General features: G+C 71.7%; 16 protein-coding genes and 1 pseudogene. 5 read left to right on the top strand and 12 right to left on the bottom strand.

Annotation, left to right across the window (positions count from 1 at the left end):
- Positions 1–143: 143 nt before the first annotated feature.
- The 5 genes from ACIRPK_RS35745 to ACIRPK_RS35725 all read right to left on the bottom strand — a co-directional run bounded on the left by ACIRPK_RS35745 (position 144) and on the right by ACIRPK_RS35725 (position 3,061).
- The gene (locus tag ACIRPK_RS35745) at positions 144–965 is read right to left on the bottom strand and encodes an MBL fold metallo-hydrolase (RefSeq protein ID WP_403046819.1); all 822 of its coding nucleotides are present in this window, start codon (positions 963–965) and stop codon (positions 144–146) included.
- Positions 962–1,144, bottom strand: coding sequence for a hypothetical protein (locus ACIRPK_RS35740; protein ID WP_403046817.1), 183 nt, complete (start codon positions 1,142–1,144; stop codon positions 962–964). Before ACIRPK_RS35740 ends, ACIRPK_RS35745 begins: the two co-directional genes overlap by 4 nt.
- A 26-nt stretch (positions 1,145–1,170) precedes the next feature.
- Positions 1,171–2,016: an NUDIX hydrolase gene (locus tag ACIRPK_RS35735; protein ID WP_403046814.1), complete on the bottom strand. Its 846-nt coding sequence runs from the start codon at positions 2,014–2,016 to the stop codon at positions 1,171–1,173.
- Positions 2,017–2,441: 425 nt separating this feature from the next.
- Positions 2,442–2,906 carry a RidA family protein gene (locus ACIRPK_RS35730; RefSeq protein WP_403046812.1) on the bottom strand — a complete coding sequence of 155 codons (465 nt, stop codon included), beginning with the start codon at positions 2,904–2,906 and terminating at the stop codon, positions 2,442–2,444.
- Positions 2,906–3,061: a DUF4177 domain-containing protein gene (locus ACIRPK_RS35725; protein ID WP_157531528.1), complete on the bottom strand. Its 156-nt coding sequence runs from the start codon at positions 3,059–3,061 to the stop codon at positions 2,906–2,908. The genes ACIRPK_RS35730 and ACIRPK_RS35725 overlap by 1 nt, the downstream gene beginning before the upstream one ends.
- A gap of 165 nt (positions 3,062–3,226) precedes the next feature.
- Between ACIRPK_RS35725 and ACIRPK_RS35720 the strand changes: the two genes are divergently transcribed.
- Both ACIRPK_RS35720 and ACIRPK_RS35715 read left to right on the top strand, forming a co-directional pair.
- A complete protein-coding gene (locus tag ACIRPK_RS35720; protein ID WP_403046808.1) occupies positions 3,227–4,285 on the top strand; it encodes an ArsA-related P-loop ATPase in 1,059 nt (352 codons plus the stop codon).
- Complete coding sequence (locus tag ACIRPK_RS35715; RefSeq protein WP_403046805.1) at positions 4,282–5,424, top strand: ArsA family ATPase; 1,143 nt, start codon at positions 4,282–4,284, stop codon at positions 5,422–5,424. The genes ACIRPK_RS35720 and ACIRPK_RS35715 overlap by 4 nt, the downstream gene beginning before the upstream one ends.
- Positions 5,425–5,575: 151 nt before the next feature.
- On the opposite strand, the gene ACIRPK_RS35710 is transcribed toward ACIRPK_RS35715, so the two are convergent.
- Complete coding sequence (locus ACIRPK_RS35710; protein ID WP_033333275.1) at positions 5,576–5,899, bottom strand: WhiB family transcriptional regulator; 324 nt, start codon at positions 5,897–5,899, stop codon at positions 5,576–5,578.
- Between the two features lie 400 nt (positions 5,900–6,299).
- On the opposite strand from ACIRPK_RS35710, the gene ACIRPK_RS35705 reads away from it, so the two are divergent.
- On the top strand, positions 6,300–8,531 hold the full coding sequence (locus ACIRPK_RS35705; RefSeq protein WP_403046803.1) for a transglycosylase domain-containing protein: 2,232 nt from the start codon (positions 6,300–6,302) through the stop codon (positions 8,529–8,531).
- Between the two features lie 97 nt (positions 8,532–8,628).
- Here ACIRPK_RS35705 and ACIRPK_RS35700 read toward each other — a convergent pair whose 3' ends face one another.
- The gene (locus ACIRPK_RS35700) at positions 8,629–9,084 is read right to left on the bottom strand and encodes a GatB/YqeY domain-containing protein (protein ID WP_403046800.1); all 456 of its coding nucleotides are present in this window, start codon (positions 9,082–9,084) and stop codon (positions 8,629–8,631) included.
- Positions 9,085–9,354: 270 nt separating this feature from the next.
- On the opposite strand from ACIRPK_RS35700, the gene ACIRPK_RS35695 reads away from it, so the two are divergent.
- A complete protein-coding gene (locus ACIRPK_RS35695; RefSeq protein ID WP_403046798.1) occupies positions 9,355–10,653 on the top strand; it encodes a cation:proton antiporter in 1,299 nt (432 codons plus the stop codon).
- A 72-nt stretch (positions 10,654–10,725) separates the two neighbouring features.
- Here the strand turns inward: ACIRPK_RS35695 and glgA are convergent, their stop codons facing one another.
- Both glgA and ACIRPK_RS35685 read right to left on the bottom strand, forming a co-directional pair.
- Entirely contained in the window at positions 10,726–11,916 is a 1,191-nt protein-coding gene (glgA, locus tag ACIRPK_RS35690; protein ID WP_403046796.1) for a glycogen synthase, read from the bottom strand.
- A gap of 34 nt (positions 11,917–11,950) precedes the next feature.
- The gene (locus ACIRPK_RS35685; protein ID WP_403046794.1) at positions 11,951–12,127 is read right to left on the bottom strand and encodes a hypothetical protein; all 177 of its coding nucleotides are present in this window, start codon (positions 12,125–12,127) and stop codon (positions 11,951–11,953) included.
- A 171-nt stretch (positions 12,128–12,298) separates the two neighbouring features.
- On the opposite strand from ACIRPK_RS35685, the gene ACIRPK_RS35680 reads away from it, so the two are divergent.
- Positions 12,299–13,651, top strand: coding sequence for a helix-turn-helix domain-containing protein (locus ACIRPK_RS35680; RefSeq protein ID WP_403046791.1), 1,353 nt, complete (start codon positions 12,299–12,301; stop codon positions 13,649–13,651).
- Between the two features lie 102 nt (positions 13,652–13,753).
- Here ACIRPK_RS35680 and glgB read toward each other — a convergent pair whose 3' ends face one another.
- From glgB to ACIRPK_RS35665, 3 genes and pseudogenes are all read right to left on the bottom strand, one after another.
- Positions 13,754–16,021, bottom strand: coding sequence for a 1,4-alpha-glucan branching protein GlgB (gene glgB / locus ACIRPK_RS35675; RefSeq protein ID WP_403046789.1), 2,268 nt, complete (start codon positions 16,019–16,021; stop codon positions 13,754–13,756).
- 54 nt (positions 16,022–16,075) lie between these two features.
- A complete protein-coding gene (locus ACIRPK_RS35670; protein WP_403046786.1) occupies positions 16,076–17,590 on the bottom strand; it encodes a hypothetical protein in 1,515 nt (504 codons plus the stop codon).
- Positions 17,587–17,925: pseudogene (locus ACIRPK_RS35665) on the bottom strand (alpha-1,4-glucan--maltose-1-phosphate maltosyltransferase); the annotation flags it as partial. The gene ACIRPK_RS35670 and the pseudogene ACIRPK_RS35665, both read right to left, overlap by 4 nt.

Genomic DNA, 17,925 nt, shown 5'->3' with positions numbered 1-17,925 from the left:
AACGCTCGGCTGGGAAACCCCAGCCGAGCGCCTGCATAAACTGCTCGCGGCCTAGACAACCGACCACGTGTTGCAACGACCCCTAGAAACCGCCGCTGCTCACGGGCCCTCAGGCGTATCCGGCGGGTCCGACACGTCCGGCGTCAGATCAGGCCGTGGTCCTCCAGGTAGCGCAGCTGCGCCAGCACGGAGAGCTCGGCGGCGGGCCAGAGCGCGCGGTCCACGTCCGCGTAGACCTTGGCGACCACCTGCCCGGCGGTCCGGTAGCCGGCCTCCACGGCGGTCTCCACCTGGGCCAGCCGGTGGGCCCGGTGGGCCAGGTAGTAGTCGACCGCGCCGAGCGCGTCGGTGAGCACCGGGCCGTGGCCCGGCAGCACCGTGCGGACGCCCTGTTCGGCGGCCATGGTGTGCAGGCGGCGCAGCGAGTCCAGGTAGTCGCCCAGCGTCCCGTCCGGGTGCGCGACCATCGTGGTGCCCCGGCCGAGCACGGTGTCGCCGGTCAGGATCGCGCCGTCGGCCGGCAGGTGGAAGGTCAGCGAGTCCAGGGTGTGCCCGGGGGTGCCGACCACCCGGATCTCCAGGCCGCCGACCTCGACCACCTGGCCGCCGTGCAGGCCCTCGGAACCGAGCCGGTGGGCCGGGTCCAGCGCCCGGACCTCGGTGCCGGTCAGCTCGGCGAACCGGGCCGCGCCCTCGGCGTGGTCGTGGTGACCATGGGTCAGCAGGGTCAGCGCCACCCGCTTGCCCTGCTGCTCGGCGAGGTCGACCACCCGGCGCAGGTGCCCCTCGTGCAGCGGGCCCGGGTCGATCACCACCGCGAGCTCGGAGCCGGGCTCGGACAGCAGCCAGGTGTTGGTGCCGTCGAGCGTCATCGGCGAGGGGTTCGGCGCCAGCACGCAGAACGCCCGGGGGGTGGCCCCGCCGCCGATCTCGGCGGCGGGGTCACCGGGAAGTGGACCGCTCACCGGCCGCCCTCGCAGATCCGGTGCAGGGTGCGCGGGTGCAGCGACCGCACCAGGGAGCGCAGGTACGGCTCCACCGGGACGGGGTCGAGCTGCCCCGCCAGCGAACGGAGGGTCAGCGGCCGGACGGAGAGGGTGGGCTGGGGGTACGCCGCACGGCGAACCACGTCGTTGTGGGTCATCGGGCGATCCTTCCTGGACGGAGCGGTCAGTTGAGAGGAAAAATACCCTCGATGGTCAGCTCTTCATACCCCGACCATCGCACTGAGATCCGATCACCGGTCAGCTCGGCCGTACCGAGGACCGGCTCGATCTTCCGGTCCGCCGCCAGTGCGGCCACCTGCGCCGTCGTACCGGCCGGCCGCAGCTCGCGGAGCACCGTCACGGTCGGCGGCATCATGCCGTACCGGCCCGCCGCATGGCCCTCGACCGCCTCGGCGGGAGTCAGCCAGGCGACCCGGTCCGCCTCGCCCACCGAGTCGGCGGCCCGCTGTCCGGCGGGCAGCGCGGCGACGAAGAACCAGGTGTCGTAGCGGCGTTCCTCGAAGGCCGGGGTGATCCACCGGGCCCAGGCCGACAGCAGGTCGGAGCGGAGCAGCAGCCCGTGCGACCGGAGGAAGTCGGCGAAGGAGAGCTCGTGCGCTTCCAGTGCGGCCCGCTCGGCGGACCAGTCCGCGGCGTCGGCCATGGTGTCGGCGTCGGGGCCGGCCAGCAGCACGCCGGCCTCCTCGAAGGTCTCCCGGACGGCGGCGCAGACCACCGCCTGCGCGGTGGCGGCGTCCACCCCGAGCCGCTCGCCCCACTCGGCGGGGCTCGGCCCGGCCCAGCCGAGCTCGGCCTCCGCGTCCCGCGGGTCGACGCCGCCGCCCGGGTAGGCGTACATCCCGGCCGCGAACGCCATCGAGGTGCGGCGGCGGAGCAGGTACGCCTCCGGGCCTGCGGCCGCGTCCCGCAGCAGCACCACGGTGGCGGACGGTTTCGCGACCGGCGGGGTCAGCTCACCCGCCGCGAGCGCCCGGATCCGGGCAGGCCAGGACGGCGGCATCGGCATCATGCCCGGATGCTAACCCGCCCATCCCGCCCACGGACAGGCCCCCGGGCTGCACCTTCGCGAGGCGCCCCGGCTCCACGGTCAGAGGCCCGGGGAACTGCACTGCGGGCAAGCGCTCCGGGTTCTACTACCCAGGGGCTGCGCTTTTGGCAGGGCGTTCGGTTGCACTATCCAGGGGCTCGGGGCTGCGCTGTAGGCAGGCGCTCAGCGGTCAACTACCCAGGGGCTCGGGGAACTGCGAGGAGATCTGGCGCTCGGGTCACTGCGAAAGTGCCTGACCGCCCCTGAACGGATCACCTGTTCCGAGGCCGGCGTCGCAGTTCCCCGAGCCCCTGACTCCGTAACGGGCTGAGCACCTGCCAAAAAGCAAGGCGTCGCCCGCGCGGCGGAGCCGCAAAACAACAGAGCCCCGAGCCCCTGACCCGCCGTCAGGCGGAGATGCGGACCTGGAACTCGATCTCGACCGGCGCGTCCAGCGGCAGCACCGCGACGCCGACCGCGCTCCGGGCGTGCACGCCCGCTGCGCCGAAGACCTCGCCGAGCAGCTCGCTGGCGCCGTTGATCACGCCGGGCTGGCCGGTGAAGTCGGGGGCGGAGGCGACGAAGCCGACCACCTTGACGATCTGCTCGACCTTGTCCAGGTCGCCGATCACCGACTTGATGGCCGCCAGGCCGTTCAGCGCGCAGATCTGCGCCAGCTGCTTGGCCTCCTCGGCGGTCACCTCGGCGCCGACCTTGCCGGTGCTCGGGAGCTTGCCGGCGACCATCGGGAGCTGACCTGCGGTCAGCACGTACTCGCCGCTGCGGATCGCCGGGACGTACGCGGCGACCGGCGGGACCACCCCCGGGAGGGTCAGGCCCAGCTCGGCCAGCTTGTCCTCAACCTTGCTCATCAGCTCTTCTCCCGCTTCAGGTAGGCGACCAGCTGCTCCGGGTTCGGGCCCGGAACGACCTGGACGAGCTCCCAGCCGTCCTGACCCCAGGAGTCCAGGATCTGCTTGGTGGCGTGGACGAGCAGCGGCACGGTGACGTATTCCCACTTGGTCATGAGGGTGACTCTAGTGCCTGGCGGCGGTGTGATCCGGGACACAGCCCGGGCATGAATCGGCATGCTTCCCCCCGGGCTCCCGGCATCGGGGGCGGCGGCTGGTTACCCTCGCGGGAGGAGGCGGCGCACCGGGTGCGGCGCCGCTGAGACGGACGGAGACGGAGCGTGGACCAGGTGGACCGGCGCGATCCGGACTGGGAGGGTGTCCGACTCCACGTGGTCAGTGGCAAGGGCGGCACCGGGAAGACCACCGTCGCGGCCGCCCTGGCGCTGGCGCTGGCCGCCGAGGGAGGCCGGACGCTGCTGATCGAGGTGGAGGGGCGGCAGGGCATCGCCGAGCTGTTCGGGCTGGCGGCGCTGCCGTACGAGGAGCGCAAGGTCGCCACCGTCTCGCGGTCCCGCCTTGGGCTGGACGGCCGGGGCCCGGCCGGTGAGCTGTACGCGCTGGCGATCGACACCGAGCAGGCGCTGCTCGAGTACCTGGACATGTTCTACAAGCTGGGCCGGGCCGGGAAGGCGCTGCAGAAGGTCGGCTTCGTCGACTTCGCCACCACCATCGCGCCCGGGGTCCGGGACGTGCTGCTGACCGGCAAGGCGTGCGAGGCGGCCCGGCGGAAGGGCCCGGACGGGCGGCGGGCGTACGACGCGATCGTGATGGACGCGCCGCCGACCGGACGGATCACCAGGTTCCTGAACGTCAACTCCGAGGTGGCCGGGCTGGCCAGGTTCGGGCCGATCCACGGGCAGGCGCAGGCGGTGATGCGGGTGCTCAGGTCGCCGGAGACGGCGGTGCACCTGGTCACCCTGCTGGAGGAGATGCCGGTGCAGGAGACGGTGGACGGCATCGCCGAGCTGACCGAGGCCCAACTGCCGCTCGGCGGGGTGCTGGTGAACATGGTCCGGCCGCCGGTGCTGGACGCCGCCGCGGTCGACGCGGTGCACGGCGACCACCGCGAGGAGGTCGCGCTGGCGCTCGGCGAGGCCGGCCTCGGCGGGCGGTCCCGGTCCGCGACCACGGTCCGGGCGGCGGTCGAGCCGCTGCTCGACCCGCTGCTGGACCAGGCCAGGGAGCACGCCGAACGGGTCGAGCTGGAGCGCGAGCAGCGGGCGGCGCTCCAGCAGCTGAAGCGGCCGACGTACGAACTCCCGCTGCTCGGCGGGGGTGTGGACCTGGGCGGGCTGTACCGCCTGGCGGGCGAGCTGAAGCGGCAGGGGGCGGCATGACCGAGCTCGACATCGACACCCTGATCGGGGACCCGACGACCCGGATCGTGGTCTGCTGCGGTTCCGGCGGGGTGGGCAAGACCACCACCGCGGCGGCGATCGGCCTGCGGGCGGCGGAGCGCGGCCGGAAGGTGGTCGTGCTGACCATCGACCCGGCCCGGCGGCTGGCCCAGTCGATGGGCCTGACCGAGTTGGACAACACCCCCCGGGTGGTCAAGGACGTCGCCGGCGACGGCGAGTTGCAGGCCATGATGCTGGACATGAAGCGGACCTTCGACGAGGTCGTGCTGGCCCATGCGGAGCCCGAGCGGGCCAAGGCGATCATGGAGAACCCGTTCTACCAGTCGCTCTCCGCCGGGTTCGCCGGCACCCAGGAGTACATGGCGATGGAGAAGCTCGGCCAGCTCCGGGCGGCCGGCGAGTGGGACCTGATCGTGGTGGACACCCCGCCGTCCCGCTCCGCGCTGGACTTCCTGGACGCGCCGAACCGGCTCGGCTCGTTCCTGGACGGCCGGCTGATCCGGATACTGACCGCCCCGGCCAAGGTGGGCGGGCGGAGCGCGATGAAGTTCCTGAACGTCGGCATGGGCCTGATCACCGGGACCCTGGGCAAGATCTTCGGCGCCCAGCTGCTGACCGACGTGCAGACCTTCGTCTCCGCGATGGACTCGATGTTCGGCGGCTTCCGCGAGCGGGCCGACAACACCTACCAGCTGCTCAAGGCACCGGGCACGGCCTTCCTGGTGGTGGCCGCGCCGGAGCGGGACGCGCTGCGCGAGGCGGCGTACTTCGTCGACCGGCTGGCCGCCGACGAGATGCCGCTGGCCGGGCTGGTGCTCAACCGGGTGCACCGCACCGGGGCGCCCCAGCTCACCGCCGAGCGCGCGCTTGCCGCGGCCGAGGCACTGGAGGAGAACGGCTCGGGCAGCACCACGGTGGCGGCCGAGACGCTGGCCGCCGGGCTGCTCCGGCTGCACGCCGAGCGGATGCAGGTGATGGCCCGTGAGCGGCTCACCCGCGACCGGTTCGTCTCGGTCTACCCGGACGTGCCGATCGTCGAGGTGCCGGCCCTGCCGGGCGACGTGCACGACCTGGACGGCCTGCGCGCCATCGGCGAGCGGCTGGGCAGCCGGGACTGACGCCTCGGGTGCGGCGCGCCCGGGCTTCACCAGGCCGCCGACACCGGGCACTGCGGGCGGGCGGCTGACGACAGGTCAGCCGGCCGACTCCGTACTCCGGACGGCCGTCCCCCAACGGCCGCGCGCGTCTACTGCGGGAGGGCCGTGTGGGCTAGCCCGCCTGTGCGTAGTCGGTCAGGATGACGCCCGTGGCGAGCGACTCCTCGTACTCGGTGCGGGCGGTCTCCAGCAACCTGCGCCAGGACATCACCGTCGGCCGACGGCGGAGCAGGGCCCGCCGCTCGCGCTCGGTCATCCCACCCCAGACGCCGAACTCCACCCGGTTGTCCAGCGCGTCCGCGAGGCACTCGGTGCGTACCGGGCACCCACTGCAGACCGCCTTGGCGCGGTTCTGCGCCGCCCCCTGAACAAACAGCTCGTCTGGATCACTCGTGCGGCAGGCTGCCTGCGCACTCCAGTCGTCCACCCAGCCCATCACGGCGCCGTCCTCTCCCGAATCGGGGCTCCCCCACGGCGGCAACGGCATATTCACCGCTGCCAGTTGAGGACGTTACGGAAGAACGACAGCACGCAACAGCCCCTTCGGGCCCAATCTCAAATGACCCGATCGGACTATGGGTATCCGTCTTCTCACTCGTTGGAGTGATCGCAGGTCGGGGGCCTTGCCAAGGACATTCGGAGCACTTTCGTCACCCTCTGCCACAGTGGGCCCGGCGGAGCTGACGACTTATCACCCGATAATGGAGCAATTCGGGCAAAGCTCATCACTCACAAGAGTGATGATGATGAACAGAGCGAAGCTGTCGCAGTGTTGTGACAAGCCTAGGCGAACACCTGCCCCCATGTCCGGGAATCAGCGACGTAGTGTTCTCTCCATGGCACCTCAGCGACCCGCGGGATCCCCGCTTGACAAGGCCGGGCTCGGGCTCAAGTTCCTGGGCATCAGCGTGCTGGCCGGAGTTCTCGTCGCGGGCATGGCGCTGCCCGCCATCGGGGCACTCGGCCTGACCGCCAAGGACACCGCCGAGAGCTTCGACAACGTCCCGACCGACTTCAAGGCGCCGACCCTCTCCCAGGCCTCGTACATCTACGACGCCAAGGGCGGTCAGATCGCCAAGGTCTTCGACCGCGACCGGACCATCCTGACCCAGGAGCAGATGGCCCCGATCATGCGGCAGGCGCAGGTCGACATCGAGGACGCCCGGTTCTACGAACACGGCGCGATCGACCTCAAGGGCGTGCTCCGCGCGATCGGGAAGAACGCCGAGTCCGGCGAGGCGACCCAGGGTGCCTCCACTCTGACCCAGCAGTACGTGAAGAACGTCAACGTCGAGCTGGCCGGCGACGACAAGGACGCCTTCCGCGAGGCCACCAAGAAGAGCCTGGGTCGCAAGATCCAGGAGCTGAAGATCGCCATCAAGCTGGAGGAGGAGCTGACCAAGGATCAGATCCTCACCAACTACCTGAACATCACCTTCTACGGCCACCAGGCGTACGGGGTCGAGTCGGCGGCCAACCGCTACTTCAGCAAGAGCGCCAAGGACCTGAGCATCGCCGAGGCCGCCACCCTGGCCGGGCTGGTGCAGAACCCCACGGCCTACGACCCGCTGCTGCACCCCAAGGCGACCCAGGCCCGCCGCGACACGGTGATCGGCAAGCTGCTGGAGAACAAGCACATCACCGACGCGCAGGCCAAGGAAGCGATCGCCAGCCCGCTCAACCTGAAGTACAAGGAGCCGCTGAACGGCTGCATCACCGCCCAGGCGGGGATGGGCTTCTTCTGCGACTACGTCCGGCACGTGGTGAAGCAGGACCCGGCCTTCGGCAAGACCGCCACCGACCGGCAGCGGCTGTGGAGCCAGGGCGGCCTGAAGATCTACACCACCATCGACCCGGACAAGCAGGCCGCCGCGTACAAGGCGGTGACCACCAAGGTCTACGCGACCGACTCGGTGGCGGCCGCCGCCACCATGATCAAGCCGGGCACCGGCGAGATCCTGGCGATGGCGCAGAGCCGCCCGTACGGGCTGGACGCCAAGCAGAACCAGACCGTGCTGAACCTGAACGCCGACGCGGCGATGGGAGGCGGCAACGGCTTCGCCCCCGGCTCGACCTTCAAGCCGATCCTGGCCGCGGCGGCGCTGGAGAGCGGGATCCCGATCACCCAGGAGTACCCCTCCCAGTACGAGATCGACTACCCGAAGATGTCGACCTGCACCGGGACCTGGTACGAGAAGGGCAAGAAGCTCACCAACGAGAGCACGTCCGAGATCGGCCCGTACGCGCTGAAGGAGGCGATGGCCAGGTCGGTCAACACCTACTTCGTGCAGATGGAGGCCGAGATGGGCCTCTGCGCGGTCAAGCAGATGGCCGACAAGCTCGGCATCAAGAACCTGGCCAGCGGGAAGCCGCTGCAGGAGGTCGCCTCCATGGTGCTGGGCACCCAGGAGGTCTCCCCGATGGTGATGGCCAACGCCTACGCGACCTTCGCCGCGCGCGGCAAGTACTGCGCGCCGGTCGCCCTCAAGTCGGTGGTCGACACGGCCGGCACCCAGCTGAAGGTGCCGCAGGCCAACTGCACCCAGGTGATCAGCCAGACCACCGCGGACGGCATCAACACCCTGCTGCTCGGCGTGACCGAGAAGGGCACCGCCGCCACCCTCGGCCTGGACGACCACCGGCAGATCGCCGGCAAGACCGGTACCACCGACGAGCGGTACGCGGCCTGGTTCACCGGCTACACCCCCGAGCTGGTCACCTCGGTCTGGCTGGGCGGCCCGACCGGGAACGTCTCGATGAAGAACATCAAGATCGGCCCGACCCGGTTCAACGCCGGGGTCTACGGCGCTACGGGCCCGGGGCCGATCTGGCAGATGGCGATGAGCGACGCGCTGGACGGCACGCCCAAGAGCACCTTCCAGACCGTCAACATCCCCGACCCGCAGCCCAAGCCCGACCCGAGCTCCTCCGCCTCCCCGCCCTCCGGCGACGGCGCGACCGCCAACGGCGGGCTGATCGGCGGCAACTTCACCCTGCCGCCCGGCCTGATCGGCGGCAACGGCGGGAACGGCAACAGCGGGAACGGCAACGGCGGTGGCCGGCACTGACCGGCTGACCGGCTGACCGGCTGACCGGCTGACCGACACAACGGCGAGGGCCCGCCCCGGGAGACCGGGGCGAGCCCTCGCCGTTGTCCGGCCGCTGTTACGGCTGCAGCGCGGCCTTCACCGCGGCGGCCACCCGTCCGCCCTCGGCCAGGCCGTCCACCTTCGGCTTCACCAGCTTCATCACCGCGCCCATACCCTGCGGGCCGGTCGCCCCGCTCGCCGCCACCGCCTCGGCGACGATCGCGGTCAGCTCCTCGTCACTGAGCTGCTTCGGCAGGTAGCGCGCCAGCAGCTCGCCCTCGGCCCGCTCCTGCGCGGCCGAGTCGGTACGGCCGGCGGCGTCGAACGCCTCGGCCGCCTCCCGACGCTTCTTCGCCTCCCGGGCGATCACCTTCAGCACCTCGTCGTCCGAGAGCGTCCGCTCCGTCTCGCCCGCCTTCTCCTGGGCGGTGACGGCGGACAGGGTGAGCCGGATGGTGGAGGAGGCGAGCTCGTCCCGGGACCTGATCGCGGCGGTGAGGTCCTCCTGCAGTTGCTGCTTGAGCGTAGTCATGCCCGAATCCTCGCAGCTGGGCCCGGCGATCGCTCACCATTTCGGCCGGCACCGCCTCTCCGGCCGGCCCACCGACGGCTTCGCCGGGCCCTCGCCACCCGGACCCGGCGGGTCGGCGGACCGACCTCGGAGAGTACGGCCGGCCGCTCCCCGGCACATCGACACCTGGCAATGTGACTCACTAGATTTCAAATGGTAAATCCCGCTGTCATTCACTGCGCGTTGCGTCTGCTTTGCCATGCCTTGAATCCACAGGAAGGTTTGGATCCCGTGACCTCCACCTTGGACCTGACGACCCGTCTACTCCTGGGCCTCGCCGTCATCCTGGGGTTGAGCAGAGGGGCCGGCCGGATCGCCGTCCGGCTCGGACAGCCACCGGTGCTGGCGGAGGTGGCGACCGGGATCGCGCTCGGACCGACCCTGTTCGGCCGGCTGCTGCCGGACTGGCACCACCGGCTGTTCGGCCCCGACGCCCTGACCGTCTTCAACGGCCTGGCCCAACTCGGCGTGGCCGTCTACGCGTTCGAGATCGGCGCCACCCTCGCCCGGCCGCACCGGGACGGTCCGCAGGCGCCGCCGACCCGCTCCCCGCTGCCGCTCGCCACCGTCTCACTGCTGGTGCCCGCCGTCGCCGGGCTGCTGCTCACCCCCTGGCTGCACGGCGCCGGGGCGAACGGTTCACCGGCCGCCTTCGCGGTCTTCGTCGCCTGCGCCTTCGGTGTGACGGCCGTGCCGGTGCTGGCCCGGATCCTGCAGGACCGGGGCCTGGACGCGACCCCAGTCGGCCGGCTGAGCCTGACCGCCGCCTCGATCGGCGACGGCGCCTGCTGGTGCCTGCTGGCGCTGGCCCTGTGGCTGTCCGGCCGGATCGAGCTCGGCAACCTGCTGCTGGGGCTGCTCGCGGTGGGCGGGGCGGCGTTCGCGGCCCGGTACCGGACGGTGCGGGACCGGACGGTGCGGGAGCCCCGTCGGCCCCGGGCCGCCCGGGAGTGGGGAGTGGTGCCCCTGCTAGGCGCGATCTGCCTGGCGGCTGCGGTCTCCTCGGCGCTCGGGCTGCACGCGCTGTTCGGCGGGCTGGTGCTGGGCCTGCTGCTGCCCGCGGCCGACCCGGGGACGGACCGCTCGGGGGCGCCGGGCGGCGCGGCCGGACTCGGCGTGGTGGCCGCGGCCCTGCTGCCGTGCTTCTTCCTCGGCACCGGCCAGCAGGTGGACCTGGGGACGAGCGTGACCGCGCCGGGCTTCCTCGGCCGGCTCCTGGTGGTGCTGCTCGTGATGACGGCGTCGAAGCTGCTGGTCTGCGCGCTGGCCGGCCGGTGGTACGGCTTCGGACGGCAGGACGCGCTGCGGCTGGGCGTCCTGATGAACACCAAGGGGCTGACCGAGATCGTGGTGCTCGCGGCCGGGCACCAGGCGGGCATCATCGGACGCGAGCTGTTCGAGTGCCTGCTGCTGGCGGCGCTGCTCACCACGCTGGCGGCCGGTCCTGCGCTGGCCCTGCTGGACCGCGCCGAGCGGAGCGGGCGGAGCGGGCGGAGCGGCCGCCGACCGGAGCGGGCGGCGATGCGGTGATCCCGTGGGTGGCCGAAGGGCGCTTCGGGGGGTGGCCCGGCAGGCCGCGCCGCCGGCCACCCACGGGTGCTGTCAGGCGGCCCCGGTCAGGCGACGGTAGACCTCGACCGTCCGCTGGGCCAGCTGGTCCCAGGAGAACTCCTGCACGGCCAGCTCCCGGCCGGCCTGGCCGTACTTGGCCGCCAGCTCCGGATCGTCGAGCAACAGGTTGATCGCGAGCGCGAGTTCGAGGGCCAGCAGCTCCGGGTCCACCGGTTCGCCGGTGCCGTCGGGGCGCTGCTCGTACTCCACCAGCAGGCCGGTCCGCCCGTGCTCGACGACCTCGGGGATGCCGCCGACCTCGGTCGCCACCACGGCGGTGCCGCAGGCCATCGCCTCCAGGTTCACGATGCCCATCGGCTCGTAGAGCGACGGGCAGACGAACACCGTCGCGCGGGTGAGCAGTTGACGCACGCTCACCGCGTCCAGCATCCCGTCGATCCGGAACACCCCGCTGCGGCGGCGGCTCAGCTCGTCCACCAGGTCGGACACCTCGGCGGCGATCTCCGGGGTGTCCGGCCGGCCGCAGCAGAGCACCAGCTGTGCCTCGGGCCGGAGTTCGAAGGCCGCCCGGAGCAGGTGCGGCAGACCCTTCTGCCGGGTCACCCGACCCACGAAGAGGACGATCGGGCGGTCCGGGTCGATGCCGAAGCGGTCCAGCACCGCCGTGCCGTGATCCGGTCGGTAGACCTCGGTGTCGATACCGTTGTGGATCACGTGCACCCGGTCCGGCGCGATCTCGGGGTACACCTCGAGGATGTCGTCGCGCATCGCCCCGGAGACCGCGATCAGCGCGTCGGCGGCCGAGGCGGCGGACCGCTCCATCCAGCTGGACAGGGCGTATCCGCCACCGAGCTGCTCCGCCTTCCAGGGGCGAAGCGGCTCCAGGCTGTGCAGGGTCATCACGTGCGGGACGCCGTACAGCCGACCGGCCACGTGCCCGGCGGTGTTGGCGTACCAGGTGTGGCTGTGCACCAGGTCGGTGCCGGCACAGCCGGTCGCGATCCGCGGCCCGGCCCCGAGGAAGCCCAGGGCGGCGTTGCCCTCGGCGAGGTCCGCGGGGAGCGGGTAGGCCGTGGTCCCGGCCTCGGACCGCGGCTCGCCGAAGCAGTGCACCCGGACGTCGATCAGCCGGCGCAGGGCCCGGGTCAGCTCGGCGGCATGGACGCCGGCCCCGCCGTAGACGTCCGGCGGGTACTCCCTGGTCACGAGGTCGACGCGCATCTCACTCCTTCTTCTGCCGTGGGGCCGGACCGACTCAGCAGCACTCGGGCGGGCCGGGGGTGACGGTCGGCGACGGCGAGCCGAGGACGGCCTCGGGGCCGTTGACCACCGTGGGCGCCGAGGCGGCGGACGAAGTGGCGAACGAGGTGGCCAGCAGAGCGCTCACGGCCAGGACCGCGCCGGTGAAGAGCAGGGCGATGGACTTCGGCATGGTGGTGTCATCTCTAGGAGGTGGGGTGATTGACAAGGAGAGTCAATCGAAATTGACTCACTCTGTCAATCATCAAGTTGCGGTGTAGCAAGACTCACGCGTCGACACCTTGGCCAGCCGGGGCACTTCCTGTAAAACAGGAAGTCAAACGGAACCGTTGACCGGAGAGACATGGAGCAACCACAGAGCAGTACGAGTGGGATCGGGCAGAGACTCCGTGAGCTGCGCCAGAAGAAGGGGCTGAACCAACAGGACCTTGCCTCCGCCGACATCTCGGTCAGCTACGTGTCCCTGATCGAGACCGGCAAGCGGGCACCCTCCGACGCCGTGCTGAAGGCACTGGCCGAACGGGTCGGGTGCTCGGTCGAGTACCTGCGCACAGGGCGTGACGACGCGCGGGTCCACGAGCTGGAACTCAAGATCGCCTTCGGGGACATGGCGATGCGGAACGGCGCCAACGGCGAAGCCCTGCAGTCGTACAGCGAGGCGCTCGCCGCCGCGCCGTTCCTCAGCGACCAGATGATCCACCGGGCCCGGCTCGGCCAGGCCATGGCCTTCGAGAAGCTGGGTCAGCTCGAAGCCGCCATCCAGCTGTTGACCTCACTGTTCGACAGCCCGGACGTGGTGCCCGGATCGGCCGAGTGGACCCAGCTGGCGGTGGCACTGTGCCGCTGCTACCGGGACTCCGGCGACCAGATGCTGAGCGTGGAGATCGGCGAACGCGCCATGCGGACCCTGGACGGGCTCGGCCTGAGCGTCACCGACGACCACATCCAGCTCGGGGCCACCCTGATCAGCTGCTACCGCAGCCGGGGCGACCTCACCCAGGCGAAGCTGATCGCCAGCCGGCTGATCCCGGCCGCCGAGCAGACCGGGTCGCGGGTGGCCCGGGGCTCGGTCTACTGGAACGCGGCCGTGGTCGCGACCTCCCAGGGTCGGATCAGGGAGGCCCTGACCCTCACCGAACGCGCGCTGGCGATGATGGCCGAGAGCGACAACGTGCGCCACCAGGCACTGCTGAAGGGCTCCTACGGCTACCTGCTGCTCAGCATGCCCGACGCCGACCTGGACCGGACCAAGGAGCTGCTGGAGGAGTCCCAGCAGGCCCTGCTGGACGTCGGCAGCGCGATGGAACAGGCCAGGAACGAGGTCAGCCTCGCCCGGCTCGCGGTACGCCTCGGGCACCCCACGGACGCGCTGTCGCACGCCAGTCGGGCCCTCGGGCTGCTGCGCAACGACGCCCACTGGGAGGCCGCCGAGGCCCGGGTGATCCTCGCCCACGCGCAGTACATGAGCGGTGAGCCGGACAGCGCCAGGGCCACCCTGCGGGCCGTGGAGCGCCAGCTGAGCCAGGTCCCGGTCAGCCGGGACCACGCGACGGTGTGGCGTCACGTCGGAGACCTCTGGAAGGAGATCGGCGACGCCCAGGAGGCGATGAGCGCCTACGAGAACGCCCTCGCCGAGGTCGGTCTGCTGGCACTGCCGAGCCGCCCGGCCTCCACGGTCACCTCGCAGCGCGGCTGACCACCGGACAGGGCCGGGACCGCTCCGACGTCGGAGCGGTCCCGGCCCTGTCCGGTCCCGGCCCCTGACATCGGTGAATGTCAGGGCCCGGCCGGTCGGGCGTCACGCGTGCCGCGCCGCCACGGGCTCCTCGGGTGCCGGGGTGCGGTCCTGCGGGACCAGCCAGACGGTCGCCAGCGGCGGCACGACCAGCTCCAGGCTGCTGTCCCAGCCCTTCCAGGGGACCGCCTCGGCGGTGACCACCGCCGGCTCCCCGGCCGCACCCGACCCGCCGTACCCGGGGGCGTCGGTGTCCAGCACGGTGCGCCAGTCACCGCCCTGCGGCAGCCCGACCCGGTAGGCCGGCCTGGGGACGGGCGAGAAGTTGCTGATGCTGACCAGCTGCCGGCCGGTGCCGTCCCGGCGGACGAAGGCGTAGACGTTCTCCTCCGCCGCCGTGACGTCCAGCCACTCGAACCCGGCCGGGTCGGTGTCCAGCCGCCAGAGCTCGGGGCGTTCCCGGTAGGTGCGGTTGAGGTCCCGGACCAGGTGCTGCACACCGCGGTGGTCGGCGGCGGCCGGCCAGTCCTCCGCCAGCAGCCACCACTGCAGGCCCGCGTCGTGGTCCCACTCCACCCCCTGGGCGAACTCCTGCCCCATGAAGAGCAGTTGCTTGCCGGGGTGGGCCCACATGAAGCCCAGGTAGGCCCGCACCGTGGCACGCTGCTGCCACCAGTCGCCGGGCATCTTGGCGACCAGCGAGCCCTTGCCGTGCACCACCTCGTCGTGCGAGATCGGCAGCACGTAGTTCTCCGAGTACGCGTACGTCATCGCGAAGGTGAGCTCGTCGTGGTGGTACCGGCGGTGCACCGCCTCCCGCCCGAGGTACTGCAGCGAGTCGTGCATCCAGCCCATGTTCCACTTCAGGCCGAAGCCCAGGCCGCCGGTGTCGGTCGGCCGGGTGACGCCCGCCCAGGCGGTGGACTCCTCGGCGATGGTGACCACGCCGGGGCAGCGCCGGTAGACGGTGGCGTTCATCTCCTGCAGGAACCGCACCGCGTCGAAGTTCTGGTGTCCGCCCTCCGCGTTCGGCACCCACTGGCCGGGCTCGCGGGAGTAGTCGAGGTAGAGCATCGAGGCGACCGCGTCCACCCGGAGGCCGTCGATGTGGAACTCCTCGCACCAGTAGACGGCGTTGGCGACCAGGAAGTTGCGGACCTCGGTGCGGCCGTAGTCGAACTCCAGCGTCCCCCAGTCCGGGTGCTCGGCCCGCAGCGGGTCGGCCGGCTCGTACAGCGGCTCGCCGTCGAACCGGGCCAGCGCGAAGTCGTCCTTGGGGAAGTGCGCCGGCACCCAGTCCACGATCACCCCGATACCGTGCCGGTGCAGCGTGTCCACCAGGAACCGGAAGTCGTCCGGGCTGCCCAGCCGCGCCGTCGGCGCGTAGAAACCCGACACCTGGTACCCCCAGGAACCCCCGAACGGATGCTCCATCACCGGCATGAACTCCACATGCGTGAAGTTCAACTCCTCCAGATAAGCCGGGAGTTCGTCCGCCAGTTGACGATAGGTCAACCCCGGCCGCCAGGACGGCAGGTGGAGCTCGTAGACCGACATCGGCGCCTCGTGCGGGGCCGTCGCGGCCCGGCGGGCCAGCCAGTCGGCGTCCTCCCACTCGTACGTCGACTCGGTGACCACCGAGGCGGTGCCCGGCGGGCACTCGGCCTCGCGGGCCAGCGGGTCGGCCTTCTCCAGCACCCGGCCGTCGCCGGTCCGCACCTCGTACTTGTACCGGGTGCCCGCGCCGACCCAAGGGACGAAGAGCTCCCAGACGCCGGAGGAGCCGAGCGAGCGCATCGGATGACCGGTGCCGTCCCAGTGGTTGAAGTCACCGATCAACCGCACCCCCGCCGCGTTCGGCGCCCACACCGCGAACGCCGTCCCCGGAACACCCTCCACCGTCCGCAGATGCGAACCCAACGCCCGCCACAACTGCTCGTGCCGACCCTCCGCGATCAGATGCAGATCCAACTCACCCAACGTCGGCGGCAACCGGTACCCGTCCTGCTGGACGTACTCCACCCCCGCGTAGCTGACCCGCAGTTGGTAGGCCGGGACCTCGTCGACGCCGGGCAGCAGACCGGTGAACAGGCCGTCCCGGTCCGGGACCAGCCGGGCCTCACCCGCCCTGGTCTCCACCACCACCTGGTCCGCCCCGGAGCGAAGGGCGCGGACCACCAGCCCTTCCGGGGTGAGGTGCGCGCCGAGCACACCGTGCGGGTCGTGGTGCTCACCGGACAGCAGCCGGTCGTGCTCCTCCGTCGGCAGCGGCGCCGGTACGAGCGCCCCGGAGCGGGCGGTGGTCGTCCGGGTGGTCGGCGGGACTGTCACGGGTCGGTCCTTTTCGTGGAGACGGGAACGGAAGGGGCGCGCGGACGGCCGGGCTCAGCGGCCGGAGACCAGCCGCTGGATCGCGGCCAGCGGGATGGGCAGCCAGTCCGGGCGGTGCCGGGCTTCGTAGACGGCCTCGTAGACCGCCTTGTCCGCCTCGAAGGCGCGCAGCGCGACCGGGTGGCAGTGCGGGTCCATGCCGCCGGCGGCTGCGTAACCGGCCGTGAACGCACGGCGGTTGCGCACCGCCCAGGCGTAGGCCCGGCGGCTCTGCCGCAGTCGGACCGCGGAGGGTTCGCCTTCGGGCGGGGCCGCACCCTGCTCCTCCCGGCGCAGCACCTCGGCCAGCGCCTGCTGGGCCGCGTAGTCGAACGAGCGGAGCATCCCGGCGACATCCCGCAGGGCGGGTTGCGGCAGCCCGCGTTCGGCGGCCGGGCGGGCCGGTTCGCCCTCGAAGTCGATGATCTTCCAGCCGTCCGCGCCGCGCAGCACCTGACCGAGGTGCAGGTCGCCGTGGATCCGCTGGCCGTGCTCGCCCACGCCGCGCAGTGCCACCTTGGCGTAGTCGTCGTACAGGGTGGTGATCCGGCCCGCGTAGGGCTCCAGGTCGGGCACCAGCCGCACCGCCGCCTTGAGCCGACGCTCCATCCCGCCCGCCTGGTCCAGGACGTCGGCCGACTCCATCCTGGCCCGCCCGAACGCCTTGGTCAGCGCGGTGTGGAGCTCGGCGACGGCCTCGCCGAGCGCGCGCGCGTCGGTGGTGAAGCCGCCGATCGCGGGCACCACCCGGCAGTTGCCGACCAGGCAGTCGGCCGCCTGCTCGACGGCCAGCTCCCAACCGTTGCCCTCCGCGGGCAGGAACTCGGTGAGGACACCGAGCACCATCTCCTCCGCGCCGGCCCCGGCGGTGCCCAGCCAGCCGACCAGTCCGCTGGTCCGGGGGGACCCGACCTCGGTGAGACCGCGCAGAGTCTCCACCTCCGGGTGCGACCCCGGCTCCGGGCTGCGCAGCAGCTTGAACATCAGCCGGTCGCCGTAGACCACCGAGGTGTTGCTCTGCTCCACCGAGAGTGCCCGCGGCACCAGTCCCGTCAGGTCCAACGGCCCGTCTGAAAGCCAGAGTTGGAGACCCTCTGCGCGCCCGGCCGCCGACCGTTCCAGCAGTCGGGACATCAGCTCCGGGTCCTCGGTCGCCTCGTAGAGGTACCGGCCGTCCCACTCACCGCCGGTGGCGATGCCGATCCGGGCCGGCGCCAACCCGGCGGGCAGCGAGGGACGGATGCCGATCAGCAGTTGGTAGCGCCGGACCGGGGCACCGGAACCGGAGTGCCGCGCCGTCAGCAGCAGGTGGAGCAGCACCGGCGCGTCGGGGTCGGCCGGATCACCGGCCAGCACGCTGCTGCCGAGCGGTTCGAGCGCCTGCAGGCAGCCCCGCTCGTGCGCGAACCAGCGCCGGTTCACCAGCCACGGGACGAGCGCGGGCAGCAGCGGGCGCACCAGCTCGTCCGCCTGGCGGGTGGGCCGCCGGACGACGGCGGCACAGGAGTCACAGACGACTGCGGTGGTCATACGGGCGCCCCCCGGTCCAGCGTGAGCAGGTGCGCGGGGGCCACGGCGGGGTCGAGCCGGACGTAGTTGCGGGTGCCCCAGTGGTACACCGCACCGGTCAACTCGTCTCGTACGAGCACCTGTTGGCCGAGTGTCAGACCGAGCGCGGTCAGGTCCAGGGTGACGGTGGCCTCGTGCGCGTGCCGTGGGTCGAGGTTGACCACCCCCAGGAAGACGTCCGCTCCGCTGCGTTTCGAGTAGGCGAGGACGTGGTCGTTGTCGGTGGGGTGGAAGGTGAGGTCGCGGAGCTGCTGGAGGGCGGGGTGGCGGCGGCGCAGCTGGTTGAGGGTGGTGAT

This window comes from Kitasatospora sp. NPDC101801, assembly GCF_044766665.1.
Classification (GTDB): domain Bacteria; phylum Actinomycetota; class Actinomycetes; order Streptomycetales; family Streptomycetaceae; genus Kitasatospora.
This window is presented reverse-complemented; position numbering and strand designations above follow the sequence as displayed.

Coding starts and splice junctions, on each gene's coding strand:
- ACIRPK_RS35740 (WP_403046817.1), bottom strand. CDS start 1,144: ATGACCCACAACGACGTGGTTCGCCGTGCGGCGTACCCCCAGCCCACC.
- ACIRPK_RS35735 (WP_403046814.1), bottom strand. CDS start 2,016: ATGATGCCGATGCCGCCGTCCTGGCCTGCCCGGATCCGGGCGCTCGCG.
- ACIRPK_RS35730 (WP_403046812.1), bottom strand. CDS start 2,906: ATGAGCAAGGTTGAGGACAAGCTGGCCGAGCTGGGCCTGACCCTCCCG.
- ACIRPK_RS35725 (WP_157531528.1), bottom strand. CDS start 3,061: ATGACCAAGTGGGAATACGTCACCGTGCCGCTGCTCGTCCACGCCACC.
- ACIRPK_RS35715 (WP_403046805.1), top strand. CDS start 4,282: ATGACCGAGCTCGACATCGACACCCTGATCGGGGACCCGACGACCCGG.
- ACIRPK_RS35710 (WP_033333275.1), bottom strand. CDS start 5,899: ATGGGCTGGGTGGACGACTGGAGTGCGCAGGCAGCCTGCCGCACGAGT.
- ACIRPK_RS35705 (WP_403046803.1), top strand. CDS start 6,300: ATGGCACCTCAGCGACCCGCGGGATCCCCGCTTGACAAGGCCGGGCTC.
- ACIRPK_RS35700 (WP_403046800.1), bottom strand. CDS start 9,084: ATGACTACGCTCAAGCAGCAACTGCAGGAGGACCTCACCGCCGCGATC.
- glgA (WP_403046796.1), bottom strand. CDS start 11,916: ATGCGCGTCGACCTCGTGACCAGGGAGTACCCGCCGGACGTCTACGGC.
- ACIRPK_RS35685 (WP_403046794.1), bottom strand. CDS start 12,127: ATGCCGAAGTCCATCGCCCTGCTCTTCACCGGCGCGGTCCTGGCCGTG.
- ACIRPK_RS35680 (WP_403046791.1), top strand. CDS start 12,299: ATGGAGCAACCACAGAGCAGTACGAGTGGGATCGGGCAGAGACTCCGT.
- ACIRPK_RS35670 (WP_403046786.1), bottom strand. CDS start 17,590: ATGACCACCGCAGTCGTCTGTGACTCCTGTGCCGCCGTCGTCCGGCGG.